General features: G+C 56.8%; 24 protein-coding genes. 19 read left to right on the forward strand and 5 right to left on the reverse strand.

Translation table 11 applies throughout. The features are described 5' to 3' along the window. The first annotated feature begins 98 nt into the window (after positions 1-98). The 3 genes from pldB (at position 99) to HMPREF3143_RS13295 (ending at position 2,905) form a co-directional block, all read left to right on the forward strand. A complete protein-coding gene (pldB, locus tag HMPREF3143_RS13285) occupies positions 99-1,091 on the forward strand; it encodes a lysophospholipase L2 (RefSeq protein ID WP_008501532.1) in 993 nt (330 codons plus the stop codon). A 31-nt stretch (positions 1,092-1,122) separates the two neighbouring features. Beyond that, positions 1,123-1,923: a sugar/pyridoxal phosphate phosphatase YigL gene (gene yigL, locus HMPREF3143_RS13290; RefSeq protein WP_021242854.1), complete on the forward strand. Its 801-nt coding sequence runs from the start codon at positions 1,123-1,125 to the stop codon at positions 1,921-1,923. An 82-nt stretch (positions 1,924-2,005) separates the two neighbouring features. After that, positions 2,006-2,905 (forward strand): carboxylate/amino acid/amine transporter, encoded by a 900-nt coding sequence (locus HMPREF3143_RS13295; protein WP_070533344.1) that lies wholly within the window; start codon positions 2,006-2,008, stop codon positions 2,903-2,905. On the opposite strand, the gene metR is transcribed toward HMPREF3143_RS13295, so the two are convergent. Continuing rightward, positions 2,793-3,746 carry an HTH-type transcriptional regulator MetR gene (metR, locus tag HMPREF3143_RS13300; RefSeq protein WP_070533346.1) on the reverse strand — a complete coding sequence of 318 codons (954 nt, stop codon included), beginning with the start codon at positions 3,744-3,746 and terminating at the stop codon, positions 2,793-2,795. The two genes, HMPREF3143_RS13295 and metR, sit on opposite strands and share 113 nt — an antisense overlap. Before the next feature lie 115 nt (positions 3,747-3,861). Here metR and metE point away from each other — a divergent pair, with 115 nt between their 5' ends. Beyond that, positions 3,862-6,123 (forward strand): 5-methyltetrahydropteroyltriglutamate--homocysteine S-methyltransferase, encoded by a 2,262-nt coding sequence (metE, locus tag HMPREF3143_RS13305; RefSeq protein WP_070533348.1) that lies wholly within the window; start codon positions 3,862-3,864, stop codon positions 6,121-6,123. Positions 6,124-6,167: 44 nt separating this feature from the next. On the opposite strand, the gene HMPREF3143_RS13310 is transcribed toward metE, so the two are convergent. After that, entirely contained in the window at positions 6,168-6,974 is an 807-nt protein-coding gene (locus HMPREF3143_RS13310; protein WP_070533350.1) for a dienelactone hydrolase family protein, read from the reverse strand. A gap of 255 nt (positions 6,975-7,229) precedes the next feature. On the opposite strand from HMPREF3143_RS13310, the gene udp reads away from it, so the two are divergent. The 9 genes from udp to tatD all read left to right on the forward strand — a co-directional run bounded on the left by udp (position 7,230) and on the right by tatD (position 15,141). Next, positions 7,230-7,991: a uridine phosphorylase gene (udp, locus tag HMPREF3143_RS13315; RefSeq protein ID WP_003860792.1), complete on the forward strand. Its 762-nt coding sequence runs from the start codon at positions 7,230-7,232 to the stop codon at positions 7,989-7,991. Positions 7,992-8,131: 140 nt separating this feature from the next. Next, the gene (gene rmuC / locus HMPREF3143_RS13320) at positions 8,132-9,589 is read left to right on the forward strand and encodes a DNA recombination protein RmuC (protein WP_021242858.1); all 1,458 of its coding nucleotides are present in this window, start codon (positions 8,132-8,134) and stop codon (positions 9,587-9,589) included. A 66-nt stretch (positions 9,590-9,655) separates the two neighbouring features. Beyond that, positions 9,656-10,411 carry a bifunctional demethylmenaquinone methyltransferase/2-methoxy-6-polyprenyl-1,4-benzoquinol methylase UbiE gene (gene ubiE, locus HMPREF3143_RS13325; protein WP_070533352.1) on the forward strand — a complete coding sequence of 252 codons (756 nt, stop codon included), beginning with the start codon at positions 9,656-9,658 and terminating at the stop codon, positions 10,409-10,411. Positions 10,412-10,424: 13 nt separating this feature from the next. Next, positions 10,425-11,030 (forward strand): ubiquinone biosynthesis protein UbiJ, encoded by a 606-nt coding sequence (gene ubiJ / locus HMPREF3143_RS13330; protein ID WP_046092450.1) that lies wholly within the window; start codon positions 10,425-10,427, stop codon positions 11,028-11,030. Continuing rightward, positions 11,027-12,667: a ubiquinone biosynthesis regulatory protein kinase UbiB gene (gene ubiB, locus HMPREF3143_RS13335; protein ID WP_008501523.1), complete on the forward strand. Its 1,641-nt coding sequence runs from the start codon at positions 11,027-11,029 to the stop codon at positions 12,665-12,667. Before ubiJ ends, ubiB begins: the two co-directional genes overlap by 4 nt. 76 nt (positions 12,668-12,743) lie before the next feature. Beyond that, complete coding sequence (gene tatA, locus HMPREF3143_RS13340) at positions 12,744-12,998, forward strand: Sec-independent protein translocase subunit TatA (RefSeq protein ID WP_070533354.1); 255 nt, start codon at positions 12,744-12,746, stop codon at positions 12,996-12,998. A 3-nt stretch (positions 12,999-13,001) separates the two neighbouring features. Beyond that, entirely contained in the window at positions 13,002-13,544 is a 543-nt protein-coding gene (gene tatB, locus HMPREF3143_RS13345) for a Sec-independent protein translocase protein TatB (RefSeq protein ID WP_008501521.1), read from the forward strand. Positions 13,545-13,546: 2 nt separating this feature from the next. Continuing rightward, the gene (gene tatC, locus HMPREF3143_RS13350; protein WP_008501520.1) at positions 13,547-14,317 is read left to right on the forward strand and encodes a Sec-independent protein translocase subunit TatC; all 771 of its coding nucleotides are present in this window, start codon (positions 13,547-13,549) and stop codon (positions 14,315-14,317) included. A gap of 41 nt (positions 14,318-14,358) precedes the next feature. Continuing rightward, positions 14,359-15,141: a 3'-5' ssDNA/RNA exonuclease TatD gene (gene tatD / locus HMPREF3143_RS13355; protein WP_070533357.1), complete on the forward strand. Its 783-nt coding sequence runs from the start codon at positions 14,359-14,361 to the stop codon at positions 15,139-15,141. Here tatD and rfaH read toward each other — a convergent pair. Beyond that, on the reverse strand, positions 15,138-15,629 hold the full coding sequence (gene rfaH / locus HMPREF3143_RS13360) for a transcription/translation regulatory transformer protein RfaH (protein WP_008501518.1): 492 nt from the start codon (positions 15,627-15,629) through the stop codon (positions 15,138-15,140). The two genes, tatD and rfaH, sit on opposite strands and share 4 nt — an antisense overlap. 170 nt (positions 15,630-15,799) lie before the next feature. Between rfaH and ubiD the strand changes: the two genes are divergently transcribed. Then, positions 15,800-17,293 carry a 4-hydroxy-3-polyprenylbenzoate decarboxylase gene (ubiD, locus tag HMPREF3143_RS13365; protein WP_008501517.1) on the forward strand — a complete coding sequence of 498 codons (1,494 nt, stop codon included), beginning with the start codon at positions 15,800-15,802 and terminating at the stop codon, positions 17,291-17,293. A gap of 42 nt (positions 17,294-17,335) precedes the next feature. After that, positions 17,336-18,037, forward strand: coding sequence for an NAD(P)H-flavin reductase (gene fre / locus HMPREF3143_RS13370; protein WP_023293558.1), 702 nt, complete (start codon positions 17,336-17,338; stop codon positions 18,035-18,037). Between the two features lie 162 nt (positions 18,038-18,199). Here fre and fadA read toward each other — a convergent pair whose 3' ends face one another. Beyond that, on the reverse strand, positions 18,200-19,363 hold the full coding sequence (gene fadA, locus HMPREF3143_RS13375; protein ID WP_008501515.1) for an acetyl-CoA C-acyltransferase FadA: 1,164 nt from the start codon (positions 19,361-19,363) through the stop codon (positions 18,200-18,202). Between the two features lie 9 nt (positions 19,364-19,372). Next, the gene (fadB, locus tag HMPREF3143_RS13380; RefSeq protein ID WP_070533359.1) at positions 19,373-21,562 is read right to left on the reverse strand and encodes a fatty acid oxidation complex subunit alpha FadB; all 2,190 of its coding nucleotides are present in this window, start codon (positions 21,560-21,562) and stop codon (positions 19,373-19,375) included. Positions 21,563-21,751: 189 nt separating this feature from the next. Here fadB and pepQ point away from each other — a divergent pair, with 189 nt between their 5' ends. Genes pepQ through hemG form a run of 4 tightly spaced genes read left to right on the forward strand, consistent with a single transcriptional unit; the run spans position 21,752 to position 25,744 of the window. After that, positions 21,752-23,083 carry a Xaa-Pro dipeptidase gene (pepQ, locus tag HMPREF3143_RS13385; RefSeq protein WP_008501513.1) on the forward strand — a complete coding sequence of 444 codons (1,332 nt, stop codon included), beginning with the start codon at positions 21,752-21,754 and terminating at the stop codon, positions 23,081-23,083. Next, positions 23,083-23,697 carry an IMPACT family protein gene (locus HMPREF3143_RS13390; protein WP_008501512.1) on the forward strand — a complete coding sequence of 205 codons (615 nt, stop codon included), beginning with the start codon at positions 23,083-23,085 and terminating at the stop codon, positions 23,695-23,697. Before pepQ ends, HMPREF3143_RS13390 begins: the two co-directional genes overlap by 1 nt. Before the next feature lie 39 nt (positions 23,698-23,736). After that, positions 23,737-25,188 (forward strand): Trk system potassium transporter TrkH, encoded by a 1,452-nt coding sequence (gene trkH / locus HMPREF3143_RS13395; RefSeq protein WP_008501511.1) that lies wholly within the window; start codon positions 23,737-23,739, stop codon positions 25,186-25,188. A 10-nt stretch (positions 25,189-25,198) separates the two neighbouring features. Then, on the forward strand, positions 25,199-25,744 hold the full coding sequence (gene hemG / locus HMPREF3143_RS13400) for a menaquinone-dependent protoporphyrinogen IX dehydrogenase (RefSeq protein WP_008501510.1): 546 nt from the start codon (positions 25,199-25,201) through the stop codon (positions 25,742-25,744). The last annotated feature ends 91 nt before the right edge of the window (positions 25,745-25,835 follow it).

Here is a 25,835-nt window from a genome sequence, read left to right on the forward strand (position 1 = left end):
GAATTGTCTGTTTTTATGCCACAATACGCTATTGTTGAGTCATTTTGTGACCGGTTACGAAAAAACGATATTCCTTGGCTTAGGTGAGTAGAAACCCAATGTTTCAGCAGAAAAAGGACTGGGAAACACGAGAAAACGCATTTGCTGCTTTCTCCATGGGGCCGCTGACCGATTTCTGGCGCCAGCGTGAGGAAGATGAGTTTACGGGCGTCGGCGATATTCCAGTACGCTTTGTGCGTTTTCACGACAAGAAAAATGACCGGGTCATTGTGGTCTGCCCCGGACGTATTGAGAGCTACATCAAATACGCCGAACTGGCCTATGACCTGTTCCATCTGGGCTTCGATGTGCTGATTATCGATCATCGCGGGCAGGGGCTGTCAGGGCGCCTGTTATCGGATACCCATCGCGGCCACGTGGATAACTTCAGCGATTACGTCGACGATCTCGCCGCGTTCTGGCAGCAGGAGGTCGAGCCAGGCCCCTGGCGGAAGCGCTATATTCTGGCGCACTCAATGGGCGGTGCGATTTCAACGCTGTTTTTACAGCGCCACGCTCACCAGTGCGACGCCATTGCGCTCACCGCGCCGATGTATGGCATCGTCATGCGCTTTCCTGACTGGATGGTACGCCATATTCTCGACTGGGCTGAGGGCCATCAGCGCATTCGGGAAGGCTATGCCATCGGGACGGGACGCTGGCGGGCGCTGCCGTTTGCGATGAACGTGCTGACGCACAGTCGCCAGCGCTATCGTCGTAACCTGCGTTTTTATGCCGATGAGCCCCGCCTGCGCGTGGGTGGCCCGACATATCACTGGGTACGGGAAGGTATCCTTGCCGGTGAGCAGGTGCTGGCTGGTGTCGACAACGACGACACGCCAACACTCCTGATTCAGGCGGAAGAAGAGCGTGTGGTGGATAACCGCATGCATGACCGCTATTGTGAACTGCGCGCTGCCGCCGGTCACCCTTGTGAAGGGGGAAAACCGCTGGTCATTAACGGCGCGTACCATGAGATCCTTTTTGAAAAGGACGCTATGCGCTCAGTCGCGCTCAACGCCATTGTTGAATTTTTCAACAGGCATAATTGATTTTTGTTTTCCACCAGAGGTTGAAATCCCTATGTACCAGGTTGTTGCATCTGATTTAGATGGCACGCTGCTTTCCCCTGACCACACCCTGTCGCCTTACGCGAAAGAGACCCTGAAGCTTCTGACCGCCCGTGGCGTGAACTTCGTATTTGCCACCGGCCGCCACCACGTCGACGTGGGGCAGATCCGCGATAATCTTGAGATCAAATCGTACATGATCACCTCCAACGGTGCGCGTGTGCACGATACCGACGGCAACCTGATCTTTACCCACAACCTGGATCGCGATATTGCCGCCGATCTGTTCGGCGTGGTGCACAACAACCCGGCTATCGTTACGAACGTTTACCGCGACGACGACTGGTTCATGAACCGCCACCGCCCGGATGAGATGCGTTTCTTCAAGGAAGCCGTATTCAACTACTCCCTGTACGAGCCAGGCCTGCTGGAGCCGGAAGGGATCAGCAAGGTGTTCTTCACCTGCGACAGCCACGAAGAGCTGCTGCCGCTGGAACAGGCGATCAACGCCCGCTGGGGCGATCGCGTCAACGTCAGCTTCTCAACCCTGACCTGTCTGGAAGTGATGGCGGGAGGCGTCTCCAAAGGGCACGCGCTGGAAGCGGTCGCGAAACGTCTGGGCTTCGAGCTGAAAGACTGTATCGCCTTTGGTGACGGCATGAACGATGCTGAAATGCTGTCGATGGCGGGTAAGGGCTGTATCATGCAGAACGCGCATCAGCGTCTGAAAGATCTGCACCCGGAGCTGGAGGTGATTGGTTCTAACGCTGACAACGCGGTACCGAAATACCTGCGCAAGCTGTTCCTTGAATAATCTTCATTTGGTTGTTTATTGCTCAGTTGTCAACTAAAGAGTTCGCTACAATGCCTGTCCTTCTTTCTGAGAGACAAGCATTGTGGCGCTACTCATTATCACCACTATCCTGTGGGCCTTCTCCTTTAGCCTGATTGGCGAATACCTTGCCGGTTCGGTCGATAGCTACTTCTCGGTGCTGATGCGCGTGGGGCTGGCGGCGCTGGTGTTCCTGCCGTTTCTGCGCACGCGCGGGCAGTCGCTGAAAACGATTGTGCTGTATATGCTGGTGGGGGCGATGCAGCTCGGCATCATGTACCTGTTCAGCTTCCGGGCTTACGTCTACCTGTCCGTCTCGGAATTCCTGCTGTTCACCGTGCTAACGCCGCTCTATATCACGCTGATCTACGATTTGCTTAGCAAGCGCCGCCTGCGTTGGGGATATCTGCTGAGTGCGGCGCTGGCGGTGATTGGCGCGGCAATTATTCGCTACGACAAAGTGAGCGATCACTTCTGGACCGGGCTGATGTTCGTCCAGCTCGCCAACATCAGCTTCGCCATCGGCATGGTGGGCTACAAACGCCTGATGGAAACCCGTCCGATGCCGCAGCATAACGCGTTTGCGTGGTTCTACATGGGGGCCGCGATCGTCGCGGTGGCGGCGTGGTTTATGCTGGGTAACCCGCAAAAGCTGCCTACCACCACCGTACAGTGGGGTGTTCTGGTCTGGCTGGGCGTCGTGGCTTCCGGGTTGGGGTACTTCATGTGGAACTACGGCGCGACGCAGGTCGACGCCGGTACGCTCGGGATCATGAACAACGTACATGTTCCTGCAGGGCTGCTGGTCAACCTTGCCATCTGGCAGCAACAGCCGCACTGGCCGAGCTTCCTTATTGGGGGAGCGGTGATCCTGGCTTCGCTGTGGGTCCATCGACGCTGGATCGCTCCGCGCTCCGCACAAACGGAAGATGGTCGCACGCGTGGTTCCGCGCTGAGCGAATAAACGCCTCCGTAATCGGCTGACGCTGCTCGCCATCGCGCACGGCGGCGTACAGCCGGCTCCACAGTCCTTCACCCAGGGTTTTGGTGACCACCAGGCCCTGGCGTTCAAAACTCTCCACCACCCAGTGCGGCAGCGCCGCGATACCCATGCTGGCCGCCACCATCTGAATCAACAGCAAGGTGTTATCCACGCTTTTCAGCTGCGGGCTAATGCCAGCGGGCTGCAGGAAGTGACGCCAGATATCCAGACGACTGCGCTGCACCGGGTAAATCAGCAGCGTTTCCGTTGCCAGGTCTTCCGGCGTGATGCGCGTTTTGGTCGCCAGCGGATGGTCCGGTGCCAGCACCAGGCGCACCTCATAATCAAACATCGGCGAATAGTGCAGGCCGCTGCGCGGCAGAATATCGGACGTCATCACCAGATCCAGCTCGCCCTGCTGCAGCGAGGGCTGCGGGTCGAACGTCACGCCGGATTTAAAGTCCATCTCCACCTGCGGCCACTTCTGGCGGAAGTTCTCAAGCGCGGGGGTCAGCCACTGAATACAGCTGTGGCACTCAATGGCGATACGCAGCGTGGTCTGCTGCGGTTCGTTACACGCCTGCAGCGCGCTGGCGATTTGCGGCAGAACCTGATTCGCCAGCTGAAGCAAAATTTCGCCCTGCGGCGTAAAGCGCAGCGGCTGGCTCTTACGCACAAAAAGACGGAAGCCGAGGCGTTGTTCCAGATCGCTGAACTGGTGAGAAAGGGCGGACTGAGTCTGGTGCAGCGTGGCCGCCGCTGCCGCGAGCGATCCGCAGTTCCGCAACGCTTGCAGCGTTTTCAGGTGTTTTATCTCGATCATGAAAGTCCTTCACTTCGCCATGAACATTTTGCGCTTGAGGAATATACAGTACCTGCCAATTATAGAAGTGTAAACATCTGGACGTCTAAATAACGAATTTCACAAGGGGCATACCATGACAATCCGCAATCACACTCTCGGTTTCCCTCGCGTTGGCCTGCGTCGCGAGCTGAAAAAAGCGCAAGAAAGCTACTGGGCGGGGAACGCCACCCGTGAAGAACTGCTGGCGGTGGGGCGCGAGCTGCGCGCCCGGCACTGGGCGCAGCAGAAGCAGGCGGGGATTGACCTGCTGCCGGTGGGCGATTTCGCCTGGTACGACCATGTTCTGACGACCAGCCTGCTGCTTGGCAACGTGCCGGCTCGTCATCAGAACAACGATGGATCGGTAGATATCGATACCCTGTTCCGCATCGGCCGTGGTCGTGCGCCAACGGGTGAGCCAGCGGCAGCGGCGGAAATGACCAAATGGTTTAACACTAACTATCACTATATGGTGCCGGAGTTCGTAAAAGGGCAGCAGTTCAGGCTGACCTGGACGCAGCTTCTGGATGAAGTGGACGAAGCGCTGGCGCTGGGCCACCAGGTGAAACCCGTACTGTTGGGGCCAGTGACCTATCTGTGGTTGGGGAAAGTCAAAGGCGAGCAGTTCGATCGTCTGAGCCTGCTGAAGGACATTCTGCCGGTCTACAAACAGGTGCTGATTGAACTGGGCAAACGCGGCATTCAGTGGGTGCAAATCGACGAGCCCGCGCTGGTGCTTGAGCTGCCGCAGGTTTGGCTTGATGCTTTCAAACCGGCTTACGATGCACTCAACGGGCAGGTGAAGCTGTTGCTTACCACCTACTTTGAAGGTGTGACGCCGAACCTCAGCACCATCACCAGATTGCCGGTGCAGGGTCTGCACGTTGACCTGGTGCACGGCAAAGATGACGTCGCAGAACTGCACAAGCGCCTGCCAGCTGACTGGCTGCTTTCTGCCGGGCTGGTTAACGGTCGCAACGTCTGGCGTGCCGATCTGACCGAGAAATACGCGCAGATCAAGGACATCGTCGGTAAACGTGAACTGTGGGTGGCATCCTCTTGCTCGCTGCTGCACAGCCCAATCGATCTCAGCGTGGAAACCCGTCTCGACCCTGAAGTAAAAAGCTGGTTTGCCTTCGCCCTGCAAAAATGTGAAGAACTGGCGCTGCTGCGCGATGCGCTGAACAGCGGCGACACGGCGGCGATCAGCGCATGGAGCGCGCCGATCCAGGCACGTCGTCACTCGGCGCGCGTGCATAACCCGGCGGTGGAAAAACGTCTGGCGGCCATCACCGCCCAGGACAGCCAGCGTCAGAGCCCATATGAGGTGCGCGCCGAAGCGCAGCGTGCCCGCTTCAACCTGCCTGCGTGGCCGACCACCACCATCGGTTCCTTCCCGCAGACCACCGAAATCCGCGGCCTGCGTCTGGACTTCAAAAAGGGGAATCTGGATGCGAATCACTACCGCACCGGGATTGCCGAACACATCAAGCAGGCGATTATCGAGCAGGAGCGGCTGGGGCTGGACGTGCTGGTGCACGGCGAGGCCGAGCGTAACGACATGGTGGAATACTTCGGTGAACACCTGGACGGGTTCGTCTTTACCCAGAACGGCTGGGTGCAAAGCTATGGCTCCCGCTGCGTCAAGCCGCCGGTGGTCATCGGTGACGTCAGCCGCCCGGAGCCGATCACGGTTGAGTGGGCGAAGTACGCCCAGTCCCTGACCGACAAGCCGGTAAAAGGCATGCTCACCGGTCCGGTGACCATCCTTTGCTGGTCCTTCCCGCGTGAAGACGTAACCCGTGAAACCATCGCGAAGCAAATCGCGCTGGCGCTGCGTGATGAAGTGGCGGATCTGGAAGCTGCAGGCATAGGCATCATCCAGATTGACGAACCGGCCCTGCGCGAAGGTCTGCCGCTGCGCCGCAGCGACTGGGATGCCTACCTGCAGTGGGGCGTGGAGGCATTCCGCATCAACGCCGCGGTGGCGAAGGACGACACGCAGATCCACACCCACATGTGTTACTGCGAATTCAACGACATCATGGATTCGATAGCCGCGCTGGACGCTGACGTGATCACCATCGAGACCTCGCGTTCAGACATGGAGCTGCTGGAGTCGTTTGAAGAATTCGACTACCCGAACGAAATCGGTCCGGGGGTGTACGACATCCACTCTCCGAACGTGCCGAGCGTGGAGTGGATTGAGTCGCTGCTGAAAAAAGCGGCCCAGCGCATTCCGGCAGAGCGTCTGTGGGTGAACCCGGACTGCGGCCTGAAAACTCGCGGCTGGCCGGAGACGCGTGCCGCGCTGGCGAACATGGTGAAGGCGGCGCAAAACTTGCGTCAGGCTTGATGATGCGTAGGCCCGGTAAGGCGTAGACGCCACCGGGCTTTTTTTTACGCTTTTTTACCGCCGTACTGGCTGAACCACGCCAGCATTCTCTGCCAGCCGTCTTTGGCTGATTCCGCGTGATAGCTCGGACGATAATCCGCGTTAAACGCGTGCCCGGCATCCGGATACACCACGATCTCCGCCTTCGCATTGGCCGCACGGAGCGCATGGCGCATGGTCTCTACCGAATCCAGCGAAATACCGGTGTCCTGCCCGCCATACAGCCCTAATACGGGGGCATTCAGCTCCGTGGCGATATCCACGGGATGTTTCGGTGAATTGAGCGTTTTTTCACCTACCAGTTTACCGTACCAGGCCACAGCGGCTTTAAGCTGCGGGTTATGCGCGGCATACAGCCAACTGATGCGTCCGCCCCAGCAGAAACCGGTGACCAGCAGACGATGGGGATCGCCCCCGTTGCGCGCCGCCCAGCTGGCGACGTGGTCGAGATCGGCCATCACCTGCGCGTCCGGGACTTTGCTGACCAGGTTGCTGAGCAAGGTGGGAATATCGCTGTAATCGTTCGGATCGCCCTGGCGAAAGTAGAGCTCTGGCGCAACGGCCAGATAGCCTTCCAGCGCCAGCCGGCGGCAGAGGTCGCGAATGTGTTCGTGAACGCCGAAAATTTCCTGAACCACGATCACGATGGGCAGCGGACCGTCTGCCGATTTTGGTCGGGCGTGGTAAGCAGGCATATTCTCTCCCTGCGAGGGAATAGAGGTCTCACCCGCCGTGATGGCCTCTTCAGACGTTGAGACGATGGTTGAGGCATGCGGGGCCGCAGCAGGTGCAAAACCGGTTTTTTCAGTCATGGCATTCTCCGTACCAATGAGTTAGCGCAAAGGTAAATATAGTCACCAGGTTAACAACTCACAGTGCCTTAAACGGTCTATCTTTTGTGCAGCACCTGACGATATAACTTGTTAATGTGATGTAAATCACCTTTTTATGGAAATTCAATGCAATCATTTTCATTCATGGTGAGATGTGTCACGAAATTATGCTTTCCGCTTCTGTAAAGTACCGTTTTACTTCTTCTGACTAACCGACCCACAGAGGAGTCACCTATGTCTAAGTCTGATGTTTTTCATCTCGGCCTCACTAAAAACGATTTACAAGGGGCTACGCTCGCTATCGTCCCTGGCGATCCGGAGCGTGTGGAAAAGATCGCCGCGCTGATGGATAAGCCGGTTAAGCTGGCAGCCCATCGAGAATTCACCACCTGGCGCGCAGAGCTGGATGGTAAAGCCGTGATCGTGTGTTCTACCGGTATCGGTGGCCCGTCTACGTCTATTGCTGTTGAAGAGCTGGCACAGCTGGGCATTCGTACTTTCCTGCGTATCGGTACGACCGGCGCTATTCAGCCGCACATCAACGTGGGCGACGTGCTGGTCACGACCGCGTCCGTGCGTCTGGATGGCGCAAGCCTGCACTTTGCGCCGATGGAATTCCCGGCAGTAGCAGACTTTGAATGTACCACCGCGCTGGTTGAAGCCGCGAAATCCGTTGGCGCGACCACTCACGTGGGCGTAACCGCTTCGTCCGATACCTTCTATCCAGGTCAGGAGCGTTACGACACCTTCTCTGGCCGCGTGGTAAGCCGCTTCAAAGGCTCTATGGAAGAGTGGCAGTCCATGGGCGTGATGAACTACGAAATGGAATCCGCCACGCTGCTGACCATGTGCGCAAGCCAGGGCCTGCGTGCCGGTATGGTGGCGGGCGTTATCGTCAACCGTACTCAGCAGGAGATCCCGAACGCTGAAACCATGAAGCAGACCGAAAGTCATGCGGTGAAAATCGTGGTTGAAGCCGCGCGTCGCCTGATCTAATCCTCTCCTTTCGAAATCAAAGGCCGACACGTTCGGCCTTTATTTTTTGCGTAGCGCCTCGCAGGAAAACCCTTTCAAACTGGACGTTTATACAGCACAATCTTATTTTGTGCGGGTAATACGTTGATGCAGGGGGCATTGTGGATATCTCAGTCCTGATTTATGCGGTGATTGCGCTGGCGGGCGTGGCGATAGGCTGGCTCATTTCCAGCTATCAGCATGCACAGCAGAAGGCCGATCAGCTGGCTGAACGCGAAGAGATCGTCGCAGAATTAAGCGCGGCAAAGCAGCAGCTTGCGCTGAGTGATCACTGGCGAGAGGAGTGCGAGTTACTCAACAACGAGCTGCGCAACCTGAGAGATATCAACACCTCACTGGAGGCCGATCTCCGCGAAGTGACCACCCGTCTGGAGTCCACCCAGCTGCATGCGGAAGATAAAATCCGCCAGATGATCAACAGCGAGCAGCGCCTCAGCGAACAGTTTGAAAACCTCGCGAACCGTATTTTTGAGCACAGCAACCGCCGCGTTGACGAGCAGAACCGCCAGAGCCTGAACAGCCTGCTGACGCCCCTGCGTGAACAGCTGGACGGCTTCCGCCGCCAGGTACAGGACAGCTTTGGTCAGGAAGCCCGAGAGCGGCACACCCTGGCGCATGAAATCCGCAATCTCCAGCAGCTGAATGCCCAGATGGCGCAGGAGGCGGTCAACCTCACCCGCGCGCTTAAAGGGGATAACAAAACCCAGGGCAACTGGGGAGAAGTGGTGCTGACCCGCGTCCTGGAAGCCTCTGGCCTGCGGGAAGGGTATGAATACGAAACGCAGGTGAGTATCGAAAACGATGCCCGCTCGCGAATGCAGCCGGATGTGATTGTGCGGCTGCCGCAGGGCAAAGATGTGGTGATTGACGCCAAAATGACGCTGGTGGCGTATGAGCGTTACTTCAATGCGGAGGATGACTACACCCGAGAATCGGCGCTGCAGGAGCACATTGCCTCCGTACGCAATCATATTCGCCTGCTCGGAAGGAAAGACTATCAGCAGCTACCGGGGCTGCGCTCGCTGGACTATGTCCTGATGTTTATTCCGGTCGAACCCGCGTTTCTGCTGGCACTCGACAGGCAGCCTGAACTCATCACCGAAGCGCTCAAAAATAATATTATGCTGGTCAGCCCCACCACGCTGCTGGTGGCCTTACGCACGATTGCGAACCTGTGGCGCTACGAGCACCAGAGCCGCAACGCGCAGCAGATTGCCGACCGCGCCAGCAAGCTGTACGACAAAATGCGCCTCTTCGTGGACGACATGTCCTCAGTCGGGCAGAGCCTGGACCGCGCGCAGGATAACTACCGTCAGGCGATGAAAAAACTCGCCTCAGGACGTGGCAATCTTCTGGCGCAGGCCGAATCATTCCGCAGCCTGGGGGTTGAGGTGAAACGCGAGATTAATCCGGAATTGGTTGAACAGGCTACCGCCCAGGACGACGAGTTTCGCCTGCGTGAAGGGGCGGACGAACAAAAGACAAACAGTGAAGACAACACGTTAGCGGTGGATTTATCACCAGACGAGACTCCGGCGCGTTTCTTTCGCGGTGGTTGAAACGTAGGGCAATTGCGCCCAATCTGTTACACTTCACGAACATTTTACTGATAAGCAGGCTCTGAGATGGTTGACGATTCACAAGACACAACGCACTTTGGCTTTCAGACTGTCGCCAAAGCGCAGAAAGCTGACATGGTGGCCCACGTATTTCATTCCGTGGCGGCGAAGTACGATGTGATGAATGACCTGATGTCGTTCGGCATTCATCGCTTGTGGAAGCGCTTCACTATCGACTGTAGCGGCGTGCGTCGTGGACAAACGGTGCTGGATTTAGCCGGTGGTACGGGCGATTTAACCGCGAAATTCTCTCGTCTGGTGGGCGAAACCGGGCGCGTTGTCCTCGCCGATATTAATGACTCCATGCTCAAAATGGGCCGCGAAAAGCTGCGTAACATCGGCGTGGTGAGGAACGTGGAATATGTGCAGGCCAACGCTGAAGCGCTGCCGTTCCCGGATAATACCTTTGACTGCATCACGATCTCCTTCGGTCTGCGTAACGTGACCGATAAAGAAAAAGCGCTGCGCTCCATGTATCGCGTGCTGAAGCCGGGTGGACGCCTGCTGGTGCTCGAATTCTCCAAACCGATTATTGAGCCGCTGAGCAAAGCTTACGACGCCTATTCCTTCCACGTGCTGCCGCGCATCGGTGAGCTGGTGGCCAACGATGCGGAAAGCTATCGCTATCTGGCAGAATCTATCCGTATGCACCCGGACCAAGACACCTTAAAAGCCATGATGCAGGATGCTGAATTCGAGAACGTTGAATATTTCAACCTGACGGCGGGTGTCGTCGCGCTGCATCGCGGTTACAAGTTCTGAGTGGAGGTGTCCCGTGCCCTTTAAACCCTTAGTCTCCGCAGGTATCGAAAACGTACTGAATGCCTTTCTCTATCGTGCGCCAGCGCTGAAAGCTGCGCGTCAGCGGCTAAACGGGAAGGTATTACGCATTGTTTTAAAAGAGTTCTCGACGCCGCTTGTGCTGGTCTTCAGCGAACGCCAGCTTGACGTTCTGGGGGCGTGGGAAGGTGACGCCGACTGCTCGGTCATCACGCACATGAGCGTGCTGGCAAAACTGCGCGATCGCCAGCAATTAACGGCACTTATCCGCAGCGGTGAGCTGGAAGTGGAAGGCGACATTCAGGTCGTGCAGAACTTCGTTGCGCTTACCGATCTGGCGGAGTTTGATCCGGCAGAGCTGCTCGCGCCGTTTATCGGTGACATTGCCGCGGAAGGCATCGGGAAGGTTCTTCATGGTGGCGCGTCCTTTGCGCGTAAAAGCCTGCTACGTCAGCAACGCTATGCGGCGGAAGTACTGACTGAAGAGTGGCGAATGGCCCCCGGACCGCTGGAAGTGGCATGGTTTGCGGAAGAAACCGCGGCTGTTGAACGTGCGGTTGATGCGTTAACCAAACGGCTGGAAAAACTGGAGGGCAAATGACGCCTGGTGAAATTCGGCGCCTCTACTTCATTATTCGTACCTTTTTGAGCTACGGGCTCGACGAGCTGATCCCTAAAATGCGCATCACGCTGCCGCTTCGTATCTGGCGGCGGATGCTGTTCTGGATGCCTAACCGCCATAAAGGTCAGCCGCTGGGCGAACGCCTGCGCCTGGCGCTGCAGGAGCTTGGCCCGGTATGGATTAAGTTCGGGCAGATGCTGTCGACCCGCCGCGATCTCTTTCCGCCGCACATAGCCGATGAACTGGCGATGCTGCAGGACCGTGTTGCCCCGTTTGACGGGGTGAGGGCGAAGAAACAGATCGAAGAGGCGATGGGTAATCTTCCCGTTGAAACCTGGTTTGACGATTTCGAAATAGAACCGCTGGCGTCGGCTTCTATTGCTCAGGTGCACACTGCGCGTCTGAAAGAAAACGGCAAAGAGGTGGTGATTAAGGTGATCCGCCCGGATATTCTGCCGATCATCAAAGCCGACATGAAGCTGATTTACCGTCTGGCCCGTTGGGTTCCGCGTTTATTACCTGATGGCCGCCGACTGCGCCCGATGGAAGTGGTGCGGGAATATGAAAAAACACTGATTGATGAGCTAAACCTGCTGCGCGAATCGGCAAACGCTATTCAGCTGCGTCGCAACTTTGAAAACAGCCCGATGCTTTATGTCCCTGAAGTCTATTCTGACTACTGCAGCCAGAACATGATGGTGATGGAGCGTATCTACGGTATTCCGGTTTCGGATGTGGTGGCCCTGGAGAAGCAGGGAACGAACATGAAGCTGTTGGCCGAGCGTGGCGTGCAGGTCTTCTTCACCCAGGTGTTCCGCGACAGCTTTTTCCATGCGGACATGCACCCGGGCAATATCTTCGTGAGCTACGAGCACCCTGAGGATCCGAAGTATATCGGTATCGACTGCGGGATTGTGGGGTCGCTGAATAAAGAAGATAAACGGTATCTGGCCGAGAACTTTATCGCGTTCTTCAACCGCGACTACCGTAAGGTGGCCGAGCTGCACGTCGATTCCGGCTGGGTGCCGCCGGACACCAACGTCGAAGAGTTCGAGTTTGCGATCCGGACCGTTTGCGAACCGATTTTTGAAAAACCGCTGGCGGAAATCTCCTTCGGACATGTGCTGTTGAACCTGTTCAACACGGCTCGCCGCTTTAATATGGAAGTTCAGCCACAGCTAGTTTTACTTCAGAAAACACTACTTTACGTTGAGGGTGTAGGCCGACAGCTCTATCCTCAGTTAGACTTGTGGAAGACCGCGAAACCCTTCCTGGAATCCTGGATTAAGGATCAGGTTGGCATTCCGGCGCTGGTGCGCTCGCTGAAAGAGAAAGGCCCGTTCTGGATAGAAAAAATGCCTGAAATTCCTGAACTGGTTTATGACAGTTTGCGTCAGAGCAAGAACCTTCAGCATAGCATGGATAAAATCGCTCGCGAACTTCAGTCCAGCCGTGTTCGCCAGGGCCAGTCACGCTATCTCTTTGGGATTGGCGCAACGCTGCTGCTGAGCGGTACGCTGCTGCTGATCAACCGCCCGGAGTGGCAGATGATGCCCGCCTGGCTGATGGCCGCCGGGGTGGTTGTCTGGCTTGCCGGATGGCGAAAAACGCGCTGAGTTTGCGTCGCTATCGACAGGTCGCATACGTATAATGCGACCTGACTTATTAATCATCTATCCCTGAGGAACATGTATGGGTGGTATCAGTATCTGGCAATTGTTGATCATTGCCGTCATCGTCGTGCTGCTGTTTGGCACCAAAAAGCTCGGTTCTATTGGTTCCGATCTGGGCGCGTCTATCAAAGGCTTCAAAAAAGCGATGAGCGATGATGAGAGCAAGCAGGATAAAACCAGCCAGGACGCTGACTTTACTGCTAAATCCATCACCGACAAGCAAGAAGAAGCCAAAAAGGAAGACGCTAAACGCCACGATAAAGAGCAGATGTAAGTCGTGTTCGACATTGGTTTTAGTGAGCTCCTGCTGGTCTTTGTGATTGGCCTGATCGTGCTGGGGCCTCAGCGTCTGCCGGTGGCGGTGAAAACCGTTGCGGGCTGGGTTCGTGCGCTGAGATCGCTGGCATCGACCGTTCAGAATGAACTGGCCCAGGAGCTTAAGCTGCAGGAATTTCAGGAAAGCCTGAAAAAGGTTGAGAAGGCGAGCATGGATAACCTGACGCCGGAACTGAAAGCGTCAATGGATGAGCTGCGCGAAGCGGCGGAATCCATGAAGCGCTCCTATAGCATCAACGATCCTGAAAAAGCGAGCGATGAAGCGAACACCATCCATAACCCGGTGGTGAAGGGCAGCGAAGAACAGCGTGAGGGCGTCACGCCTGCCAGCGCTGAACATCAGGCTGCTGCGCCTGAACAGACGCCGCAGGAAACCGAAGTGAAAAAACAGGTGCAGCCGGAAAAGCCCGTGGTTAACGCTGCCGAGGCAAAGCCCGCCGCACCCGTTTCCGAATCATCCCCCTCGTCGAGTGATAAAGCGTAAACATGGCTGTAGATGATACTCAACCGCTGATTACGCACCTCATAGAGCTGCGTAAGCGTCTGTTAAACTGCATTATTGCGGTTCTCGTTATTTTTCTATGCCTGGTCTATTTCGCCAACGATATCTACCAGGTGGTTTCTGCGCCGCTGATCAAGCAGATGCCGCTGGGCGCAACGATGATTGCAACAGACGTTGCTTCTCCGTTCTTTACCCCCATCAAGTTGACCTTTTGGGTGTCGTTGATTGCCTCTGCGCCCGTGATTCTGTACCAGGTGTGGGCCTTTGTGGCGCCGGCACTGTATAAGCACGAACGCAAGCTGGTCATTCCGCTGCTGGTATCCAGTTCGCTGCTGTTCTATATCGGCATGGCGTTTGCCTATTTCGTTGTCTTCCCGCTGGCCTTCGGCTTCCTGACACATACCGCGCCGGAAGGCGTCCAGGTGTCGACGGATATCGCCAGCTATCTTAGCTTTGTGATGGCGCTGTTTATGGCGTTTGGGGTGGCATTCGAAGTGCCGGTGGCCATTGTGCTGCTCTGCTGGGTAGGGGTCACCACGCCGGATGACCTGCGTAAGAAGCGTCCGTATATCCTGGTCGGCGCCTTCGTGGTCGGCATGCTGTTGACCCCGCCGGATGTATTCTCCCAGACGCTGCTGGCCATACCGATGTACTGCCTGTTTGAGGTCGGTGTCTTCTTCTCACGTTTCTACGTGGGTAAAGGGCGTCGGTCGGATGACGAAGACGATACCTCCGACAAGACCACTGAAGAGTAAAACCAGCCGCCCGTCAGGGCGGTTGTTATATGGGGATTCGCATGTTTGATATCGGACTCAACCTGACCAGCTCGCAGTTTGCGAAAGATCGTGATGAGGTGGTTGCGCGCGCGTTTGCCGCTGGGGTGAAAGGGCTGCTGCTGACGGGCACCAACCTGCATGAGAGCGAGCAGGCGCAGCAGCTGGCGCAACGCTACGAACGCTGTTGGTCTACCGCTGGCGTGCATCCTCACGACAGCAGCCAGTGGACCCCGGAAAGCGGGGAAACCCTGCGCAGGCTGGCGAAGACACCAGAAGTGGTGGCGATTGGCGAATGCGGCCTCGATTTCAACCGTAACTTTTCCACGCCTGAAGAGCAGGAAAAGGCATTCACTGCCCAGCTTGCGCTGGCGGCAGAGCTTGAAATGCCCGTATTTATGCACTGCCGCGACGCGCATGAGCGTTTCCTGGCGCTTCTGGATCCGTGGGTCGAGAAACTGCCCGGCGCGGTGCTGCACTGTTTTACCGGCTCACGGCAGGAGGCGCTGGAGTGCCTGGAGCGCGGGATTTATCTGGGGATTACCGGCTGGGTTTGCGACGAGCGCCGCGGGCTTGAGCTTCGGGAGCTGCTACCCGCGATCCCGGCTGACCGGTTGCTCCTTGAAACGGATGCGCCCTATCTGCTCCCGCGCGATATGCAACCCAAACCGGCATCGCGACGCAATGAGCCCGCTTATCTGGGGCACATAGTTGAGCGCGTCGCGACGTGGCGCGGAGAGGATCCGCACTGGCTTTCCGCACAGACGGATGACAACGTGCGTAATCTGTTTGGGATAAACGTTTAAAGTTTGCGGAAGTCGGTGTTTTTAACGCTCTGCAGCACCTGCTTGTTCAGCAGATTAAGCAACAGCATAGAGCGCGCTTCCCCGTCCGGCTCGGCAAAAATCGCCTGCAGGCCTTCGAAAGCCCCTTCGGTAATCACGACGCTATCGCCCGTGTAGGGCGTTTCCGGGTCGGTAAGGTCTTCGGGCTGCTGATAAATCGACAGTTGGTGGATGACCGATGAGGGAACCGTCGCGGGGTGGGCGCCGAAGCGAACAAAATGGCTGACGCCGCGCGTGGCGCTGATGGTGGTGGTGTGGATCACCTCCGGATCGAACTCCACGAACAGGTAGTTCGGGAACAACGGCTCGCTAACGGTTGTGCGCTTCCCGCGCTGCATTTTTTCAAGCGTGATCACGGGCGTCAGGCAATTGACTGACTGACGTTCAAGATGTTCCTGCGCGCGCTGAAGTTGCCCGCGTTTGCAATACAGTAAATACCAGGCCTGCATAATCACTCTTTCCCTTAGTTCGGGGCGCAAGCATATCAAAACCCTGGCGGGATCGCTAAGTTGATTATAATGGGCGAAAATGGGACAGAACGCATAACTTCACGCTAATTTAACAAAATTACAGCATCAAGCAGTCTTACGCCGTATAATGAAGCGCTTACAGAGAGGCCATGATTAACTGCATGAAATACCACGATCTCCGCGACTTCCTGACGCTGCTGGAAAAGCAGGGTGAACTCAAACGTATAACACTTCCTGTCGATCCTTATCTGGAGATGACAGAAATTGCTGACCGCACCCTGCGTGCCGGTGGCCCCGCATTACTGTTTGAAAATCCGAAAGGGTACGCCATGCCGGTGCTGTGCAACCTGTTTGGTACACCGCGTCGCGTCGCACTGGGGATGGGGCAGGAAGACGTCACGGCCCTGCGTGAGGTCGGTAAGCTGCTGGCCTTCCTGAAAGAGCCGGAGCCGCCGAAAGGCTTCCGCGATCTGTTCGACAAGCTGCCGCAGTTTAAGCAGGTGCTAAACATGCCCACCAAACGCCTGCGCGGCGCGCCCTGCCAGCAGAAGGTGCTGGAAGGCGATGCGGTTGATTTGACTAAAATCCCTATCATGCAGTGCTGGCCGGAAGATGCCGCGCCGCTGATCACCTGGGGACTGACCGTCACGCGCGGTCCGCACAAAGAGCGCCAGAATCTTGGTATTTACCGCCAGCAGTTGATTGGCAAGAATAAGCTCATCATGCGCTGGCTGTCGCATCGCGGCGGCGCGCTGGATTTTCAGGAGTGGTGTGCAGCGCGTCCGGGTGAACGCTTCCCGGTGTCTGTCGCGCTGGGCGCCGATCCGGCCACCATTCTCGGGGCCGTCACGCCCGTACCGGATACGCTCTCGGAATATGCCTTTGCAGGCCTGCTTCGCGGAACGAAAACGGAAGTCGTGAAGTGTATCTCTAACGATCTTGAAGTCCCGGCCAGTGCAGAAATTGTGCTGGAAGGTTACATTGAGCAGGGTGAACTGGCGCCAGAAGGCCCTTACGGCGACCACACCGGCTATTACAACGAAGTGGATAACTTCCCGGTGTTTACCGTGACGCACATTACGCAGCGTGAAGATGCGATTTATCACTCCACGTATACCGGGCGTCCACCGGATGAACCGGCAGTACTGGGCGTGGCGCTGAATGAAGTGTTTGTGCCGATCCTGCAAAAGCAGTTCCCGGAAATTGTTGATTTTTATCTGCCGCCTGAAGGATGCTCGTATCGCCTGGCTGTGGTCACGATGAAGAAGCAGTATCCTGGTCACGCGAAACGCGTGATGATGGGCGTGTGGTCTTTCCTGCGCCAGTTTATGTATACCAAATTTGTTATTGTCTGCGATGATGACGTTAACGCCCGCGACTGGAATGACGTAATCTGGGCTATTACCACGCGAATGGACCCGGCGCGCGATACGGTGTTAGTCGAAAACACGCCGATAGATTACCTGGATTTTGCCTCGCCGGTTTCCGGCCTTGGCTCAAAAATGGGACTGGATGCCACAAATAAATGGCCTGGCGAAACCGATCGTGAATGGGGTCGCCCGATCAAAAAAGATCCTGCTGTGACCGCGCGCATTGATGCGATCTGGGACGAACTGGCCATAATGAATAACGGTAAACCCTGAGCTGACCGTTAAGCCCTATAGACTTCCCGACAGAGAGAGCGAATGACAACCTTAAGCTGTAAAGTGACCTCGGTAGATGCCATCACCGACACCGTATATCGCGTCCGTTTAGTGCCAGAAGCGCCATTCTCTTTCCGCGCGGGTCAGTATCTGATGGTCGTGATGGATGAGCGTGATAAGCGTCCTTTCTCTATGGCCTCAACGCCAGCGGAGCAGGAATTTATTGAGCTTCATATTGGTGCGTCAGAGCTTAACCTGTATGCGATGGCCGTCATGGACCGCATTCTGAAAGAGCGCGAGATCGTGGTGGATATTCCGCACGGTGATGCGTGGCTGCGCGATGATGAAGACCGTCCGCTGATCCTGATTGCCGGTGGTACAGGCTTCTCCTACGTGCGCTCTATTCTGTTGACCGCACTGGCGCGTAACCCGGAACGTGATATCACCATCTACTGGGGCGGCCGCGAAGAGAAGCACCTGTATGACCTGTCCGAACTCGAAGCGCTGAGCGTCACCCATCCTAACCTGCGCATTGAGCCGGTGGTTGAGCAGCCGGAAGAGGGCTGGCGCGGGCGTAGCGGTACGGTACTGACGGCAGTGCTGCAGGATCACGGTACGCTGGCAGGACATGACATCTATATTGCAGGGCGTTTCGAGATGGCGAAAATCGCCCGCGATCTGTTCTGTAACGAACGTGATGCGCGTGAAGACCGCCTGTTTGGCGATGCGTTTGCCTTCATTTAAATAAAAAAACCCGCCCCTGACAGGCGGGAAGAACGGCAACTAAACTGTTTCTCTTCGCCAGTGACACGACCGGCGGCGAGGTACCTCTCGTAGGCCGGGAAAGCGCAGCGCCTCCCGGCAAAAGCCCGATGGCGCGATGCTTATCGGGCCTACGTTATAGCCTTACACTCTCTCAAACACCGTCGCGATACCCTGACCCAGACCGATACACATCGTTGCCAGACCAAACTGGGCATCTTTGCGTTCCATCAGGTTGATCAGCGTCGTGCTGATACGCGCCCCGGAACAGCCCAGCGGGTGTCCGAGGGCGATCGCGCCGCCGTTGAGGTTAATCTTCTCGTCGATCTGCTCCATCAGCCCCAGATCTTTAATGCACGGCAGGATCTGCGCGGCGAACGCTTCGTTCATCTCAAACAGATCGATGTCGCTGGCGGTTAATCCCGCTTTTTTCAGCGCCAGCTTTGAAGCCGGAACCGGGCCGTAGCCCATGATCGACGGATCGCAGCCCACGACCGCCATCGAACGCACGCGGGCGCGAGGCGTTAACCCCAGCTCGCGGGCGCGGCTTTCGCTCATCACCAGCATCGCGGCGGCGCCGTCGGACAGCGCCGACGAAGTACCTGCCGTGACCGTACCGGTGACGGGGTCAAACGCCGGACGCAGGGTGGAAAGCGCTTCGACGGTGGTTTCCGGGCGAATGACTTCATCGTAGCTGAACTGCTTCAGAACGCCGTCTGCATCGTGGCCGCCGGTGGGGATGATCTCGTTCTTAAAGGCGCCGGACTGCGTGGCGGCCCAGGCGCGAGCGTGAGAGCGCGCGGCAAAGGCATCCTGCATTTCGCGGCTGATGCCGTGCAGGCGGGAGAGCATCTCGGCGGTCAGACCCATCATCCCCGCAGCTTTCGCCACGTTGCGGCTCATGCCGGGATGGAAGTCGACCCCGTGACTCATCGGGACGTGACCCATGTGCTCGACGCCGCCCACCAGGCAAGCCTGCGCATCGCCGGTCATGATCATGCGGGCCGCGTCGTGCAGCGCCTGCATTGACGAACCGCACAGGCGGTTGACGGTGACGGCCGGAACCGAATGCGGGATCTCCGCCAGCAGCGACGCGTTGCGGGCGATGTTGAAGCCCTGCTCCAGGGTCTGCTGCACGCAGCCCCAGTAGATATCGTCCAGCGCAGCCGGATCCAGCGCCGGGTTACGCGCCAGCAGGCTACGCATCAGGTGCGCGGAGAGGTCTTCCGCACGCACGTTACGGAACGCGCCGCCTTTTGAACGGCCCATCGGGGTGCGAATCGCATCAACAATGACAACCTTTTCCATTGTGACTCCTTAAGCCGTTTTCAGCTCGCCAACCGGACGGGCTGGCTCAACTGCGGGATAGTAGGGTTCGTTATGGCGCGCTTTGTTACGCAGCCCTTCCGGCACCTCATACAGCGGGCCGAGGTGCTGATACTGCTGGGCCATATCGAGATAGCGTGCGCTGCCGAGCGTGTCCAGCCAGCGGAACGCGCCGCCGTGGAACGGAGGGAAGCCGAGGCCATACACCAGCGCCATGTCGGCTTCCGCCGGGCTGGCGATAATGCCTTCTTCGAGGCAACGCACCACTTCGTTAATCATCGGGATCATCATCCGGGCGATGATTTCATCGTCGGTGAAGTCGCGTTTTGGCTGACTGACGTCGGCCAGCAGGCCATCCACCGCCGGATCTTCTTCTTTCTTCGGTTTGCCTTTGCTGTCTTCTTTATAGCGCCAGAAGCCCAGGCCGTTTTTCTGACCGAAGCGGTTAGCGTCGAACAGCGCGTCAATGGCGTCGCGATAGTCTTTCTGCATGCGCTGCGGGAAACCTGCCGCCATCACCGCCTGGGCGTGGTGGGCGGTATCAATGCCCACAACGTCCAGCAGATACGCCGGGCCCATCGGCCAGCCGAACTGTTTTTCCATTACTTTGTCGATTTTGCGGAAGTCCGCGCCGTCGCGCAGCAGCTGGCTAAAACCGGCGAAGTAAGGGAACAGCACGCGGTTGACGAAGAAGCCCGGGCAGTCGTTAACGACGATCGGCGTTTTGCCCATCTTGCTGGCCCAGGCCACCACTTTGGCGATGGTGTCGTCTGAGGTTTTTTCCCCGCGGATCACTTCGACCAGCGGCATACGGTGTACCGGGTTGAAGAAGTGCATACCGCAGAAGTTTTCCGGACGCTTCAGCACGCTCGCCAGTTCGCTGATTGGAATGGTGGAGGTGTTAGAGGCCAGCACGGTATCCGGGCGAACCTTGTCTTCCGTTTCCGCCAGCACCGCTTTTTTCACTTTCGGATTCTCGACAACGGCTTCGACCACCACGTCGACACGGTCGAAACCGCTGTATTCCAGCACGGGCTGAATGGTGGAGATCACGCCTGCGAGCTTCAGTCCGTCAATTTTGCCGCGCTCAAGCTGTTTATTCAGCAGCTTGGCCGCTTCGGTCATGCCCAGCGTCAGGGATTTCTCGTTGATGTCTTTCATCACTACCGGCACGCCTTTCCAGGCAGACTGGTAGGCGATGCCGCCACCCATAATGCCCGCGCCGAGTACCGCCGCATGTTTTGGCGTCTCAACGTTTTTGGTCAGCTGTTTGGCTTTCCCTTTTACGAACTGATCGTTCAGGAAGATACCGACCAGCGCGCGCGCTTCATTGGTGTGCGCCAGCGGGACAAAGCTCTGATTTTCGAGCTTCAGCGCTTCATCGCGCCCGAAACGGGCAGCCGCTTCGATGGTTTTCACCGCCGCGATCGGCGCCGGGTAGTGTTTACCCGCCGTCTGCATCACCATGCCTTTGGCGATGGTGAAGCTCATGGTGGCTTCAATCTTGCTGAGCTTTAACGGCTCCAGCTTCGGCTGGCGTTTGGCCTTCCAGTCGAGCTCGCCGTTAATGGCCTGACGCAGAATGGCGAGTGCGCCTTCAATAAGCTTCTCCGGTTTTACAACGCCGTCGACCAGGCCAATTTTCTGCGCCTGTTCTGCGCTGACGTCTTTACCCGCGGCAATGATCTCCAGCGCGCTGTCGGCGCCCAGCATGCGCGGCATACGGACGGAGCCGCCAAAGCCCGGCATAATGCCCAGCTTGGTTTCCGGCAGGCCGATGCGCAGATCCGGCGTCGCCAGGCGGTAGTCGGTCGCCAGCACGCACTCACAGCCGCCGCCCAGCGCGTAGCCGTTAACGGCGGAAATGGTCGGGACAGGCAGATCTTCCAGACGATTAAAGACGCTATTGGCAAAGTGCAGCCACTGGCTCAGCTGTTCTTCCGGCACCAGGAAGAGCGAAAGGAATTCGGTGATATCGGCACCGACGATAAAGGCCGCTTTGTTCGAGCGCAGCAGCAGCCCTTTTAATTCAGTTTGTTTTTCCAGAACATCCAGCGCCTGGCCAAGACTGGCCACCGTCGCGGTATCGAGCTTATTGACTGAGCCGGGGGCATCGAACACGAGTTCGGCAATGCCATCTTCCAGCCAGTTGAGGTACAGGGTGTCGCCTTTGTAGAGCATGTCAGTCTCCTGAATCCAGCAAGTGGATCTGGTCATACCAGATGAGTCGGAGTGTGGGATTTATGTTAATAAAATGCAAATTACTCATTAAGAAATTGCTGCATTGATCACGGTCGGTGGAAATCACGCAGGCGGAGTGAGGTGTGCTAAGATGCGATGACTTGAGGTCAAAAAACGAAAGGAATAATGATGGACTCACTGGCTTCGCTTTATAAAAATCATATCGTTACCCTACAGGAACGTACCCGCGATGTACTGGCCCGCTTTAAGCTGGATGCGCTGCTGATCCACTCCGGCGAGCTGATGAATACCTTTCTGGATGACCACGCTTATCCGTTTAAGGTGAACCCACAGTTTAAGGCCTGGGTACCAGTGACGCAGGTTCCCAACTGCTGGCTGCTGGTGGATGGTGTGAACAAGCCGAAACTGTGGTTCTACCTGCCGGTCGATTACTGGCACAACGTTGAGCCGCTGCCGACCTCTTTCTGGACGGAAGAAATTGAGGTCATTGCGCTGCCAAAAGCGGACGGCATTGGCGGCCAGCTGCCTGCCGCGCGTGGCAACATCGCTTATATTGGTCCTGTTCCGGAGCGTGCATTAAGCCTGGATATTGCGGCAGACAAGCTCAACCCGAAAGGGGTGCTGGATTACCTCCACTATTACCGCGCGTATAAAACCGACTACGAACTTTACTGCATGCGTGAAGCGCAAAAGACCGCGGTAAACGGTCACCGTGCGGCGCATGAAGCCTTCCAGTCCGGCATGAGCGAGTTCGATATCAACCAGGCGTACCTGACCGCCACCGGTCATCGCGATACCGACGTGCCGTACAGCAACATTGTCGCGCTCAACGAGCACGCGTCCGTCCTGCACTACACCAAACTGGATCACCAGGTTCCTTCAGAAATGCGCAGCTTCCTGCTGGACGCAGGGGCCGAGTACAACGGCTACGCGGCCGATCTGACCCGTACCTGGGCGGCAAATGCGGATACCGATTTTGCACAGCTGATCAAAGACGTGAACGATGAACAGCTGGCGCTGATTGGCACTATGAAGGCGGGAACCAGCTACGTGGACTACCACATCCAGTTCCATCAGCGCATTGCTAAACTGCTGCGTAAGCATCAGATTGTGAAAGACATGAGCGAAGAGGCGATGGTCGAGAACGATCTGACCGGGCCATTTATGCCGCACGGTATCGGCCACCCGCTGGGCCTGCAGGTGCACGACGTTGCGGGCTTTATGCAGGATGATACCGGTACGCACCTGGCGGCACCGTCTAAATATCCTTACCTGCGCTGCACCCGTATTCTGGAGCCGCGCATGGTGTTGACGATTGAACCGGGGATCTACTTTATCGAATCCCTGCTGGCGCCGTGGCGTGAAGGCCAGTTCAGCAAGCACTTCAACTGGGCAAAAATTGACGCGCTGAAGCCGTTTGGCGGCATTCGTATCGAAGATAACGTGGTGATTCACGAAAACGGTATCGAGAATATGACGCGAGACCTGAAGCTGGCCTGATGGAAAGCTGGCTGATACCGGCTGAACCGGTCACCTTTGTTGAGGAAATCAAGAAAAGCCGCTTTATTACGCTGCTGGCGCATACCGACGGCGTAGAGGCGGCAAAAGCGTTTGTCGAGTCCGTCCGGGCTGAGCATCCTGACGCCCGTCACCACTGCGTGGCGTGGGTAGCAGGGCCGCCGGACGATTCGCAGCAGCTGGGGTTTTCCGATGACGGTGAACCGGCGGGCACGGCCGGTAAACCCATGCTCTCGCAGCTGATGGGTAGCGGCGTGGGTGAAATTACCGCCGTGGTGGTGCGCTACTACGGCGGCATCCTGTTAGGTACGGGTGGGCTGGTAAAAGCGTATGGCGGCGGCGTTCAGCAGGCACTGAATATCCTGAAGACCACCCGCAAAACGCCTCTCACCGAATATACTTTGTTATGCGATTACGCCCAGCTCTCGGGTATTGAAGCGCTGCTGAGGCAGTTTAACGGTGTCATCGCACACAGTGAATATCAGGCGATGGTGCAATTACGCGTGGCGCTTCCTCAGGCGGAACTGGCTGCTTTTTCAGCAAAACTGGCTGATTTTAGTCGTGGTTCGTTGCAATTGCTGCCGATTGAAGAATAATCCCCACCTCACTTTTGAATACCAAAGGAAGCGGCAGAGATGCATTTTCGTGCCATAACCCGAATCGTTGGACTGCTGGTCATACTCTTTTCCGGGACGATGATTATCCCTGGACTGGTGGCGCTTATCTACCGGGACGGGGCGGGGCGGGCATTTACCCAGACCTTCTTTGTCGCGCTGGCGATCGGCTCCCTGCTGTGGTGGCCGAACCGTCGTCAGAAAGGTGAGCTGAAATCTCGCGAAGGCTTTCTGATTGTGGTCCTGTTCTGGACGGTGTTGGGGAGCGTCGGTTCGCTGCCCTTTATCTTCTCTGAACAGCCTAACCTGAGCATCACGGATGCCTTCTTTGAATCCTTCTCCGGCTTAACGACGACCGGGGCCACGACGCTGGTGGGGCTGGATTCGCTGCCGCACGCGATTCTCTTTTATCGCCAGATGCTGCAGTGGTTCGGCGGTATGGGGATCATCGTCCTGGCGGTGGCCATCCTGCCGATTCTGGGCGTCGGGGGGATGCAGCTCTATCGCGCCGAAATGCCGGGACCGCTGAAAGATAACAAGATGCGGCCGCGTATTGCCGAGACGGCGAAAACCCTGTGGCTGATTTATGTCTTGCTGACGGTAGCCTGCGCGCTGGCGCTATGGTTTGCCGGGATGCCTGCGTTTGATGCTATAGGACACAGTTTTGCGACGATTGCCATCGGCGGGTTCTCCACCCACGATGCCAGCGTGGGCTATTTCGACAGCCCAACGATTAACACTATCATTGCCATTTTCCTGCTGATCTCCGGCTGTAACTACGGCCTGCACTTCTCTTTACTGAGCGGGCGCAGCCTGAAGGTGTACTGGCGTGACCCTGAGTTCCGCATGTTCATTGGGGTCCAGCTGACGCTGGTGATCATTTGTACGCTGGTGCTGTGGTTCCATGATGTCTATAACTCCGCGTTGACCACGCTAAACCAGGCCTTCTTCCAGGTGGTGTCGATGGCGACGACCGCCGGGTTTACCACGGACAGCATCGCCCGTTGGCCGCTGTTCCTGCCGGTGCTTCTGCTCTGTTCCGCGTTTATCGGCGGCTGTGCGGGGTCGACGGGCGGTGGTCTGAAGGTGATCCGTATTCTGCTGCTGTTCAAGCAGGGCAACCGTGAGCTGAAGCGTCTGGTCCACCCCAATGCAGTCTACAGCATTAAGCTGGGGAACCGCGCGCTGCCGGAACGTATCCTCGAAGCGGTGTGGGGATTCTTCTCGGCGTATGCGCTGGTCTTTATCGTCAGTATGCTGGCGATTATCGCGACGGGAGTGGATGATTTCTCCGCCTTTGCGTCCGTCGTCGCAACATTGAATAACCTCGGGCCTGGCCTGGGCGTGGTGGCGGATAACTTTGCCAGTATGAACCCGGTCGCGAAATGGATCCTCATCGCCAATATGCTGTTTGGTCGTCTTGAGGTCTTTACGCTGCTGGTGCTGTTCACCCCTACATTCTGGCGCGAGTAAGGAGCCATTGATGAAAACACTGATTCTTTTTTCTACGCGAGACGGACAAACGCGTGAGATTGCCGCATACCTTGCATCGGAATTAAAAGAGTTGGGTATTTACTCGGATGTGGTGAACCTGAACCGTGCGGAACAGATTGCCTGGCAGGATTACGACCGCGTGGTGATTGGTGCATCTATTCGTTACGGGCATTTCCATCCGGCGCTGGATCGCTTTGTGAAAAAGCACACGGCAGTACTCAACAAAATGCCAGGCGCGTTTTACTCGGTCAATCTGGTTGCGCGTAAAGCGGAGAAGCGCACGCCACAGACCAACAGCTACACACGCAAGTTTTTACTCAGCTCGCCGTGGCAGCCAGACCTGTGCGCCGTTTTTGCCGGCGCGCTGCGCTACCCTCGCTACCGCTGGTATGACCGCTTTATGATCCGTCTAATTATGAAGATGACGGGGGGAGAAACCGATACGCGTAAAGAAGTGGTTTATACCGACTGGTCGCAGGTAGCCAGTTTTGCGCGGGAAATCGCACATTTAACGGGCGATTCGCGACTTAAATAAGCGTTAAGTTTGAAAAGTGAGCGAACGAAAAGTTTTTTGTATTTTGTGCTTGTCACTTCAGAATAACTCCCTATAATGCGCCTCCACTGAC

It is taken from the genome of Enterobacter sp. HMSC16D10 (genome assembly GCF_001807145.1).
In the GTDB taxonomy this organism is placed as follows: domain Bacteria; phylum Pseudomonadota; class Gammaproteobacteria; order Enterobacterales; family Enterobacteriaceae; genus Enterobacter; species Enterobacter roggenkampii.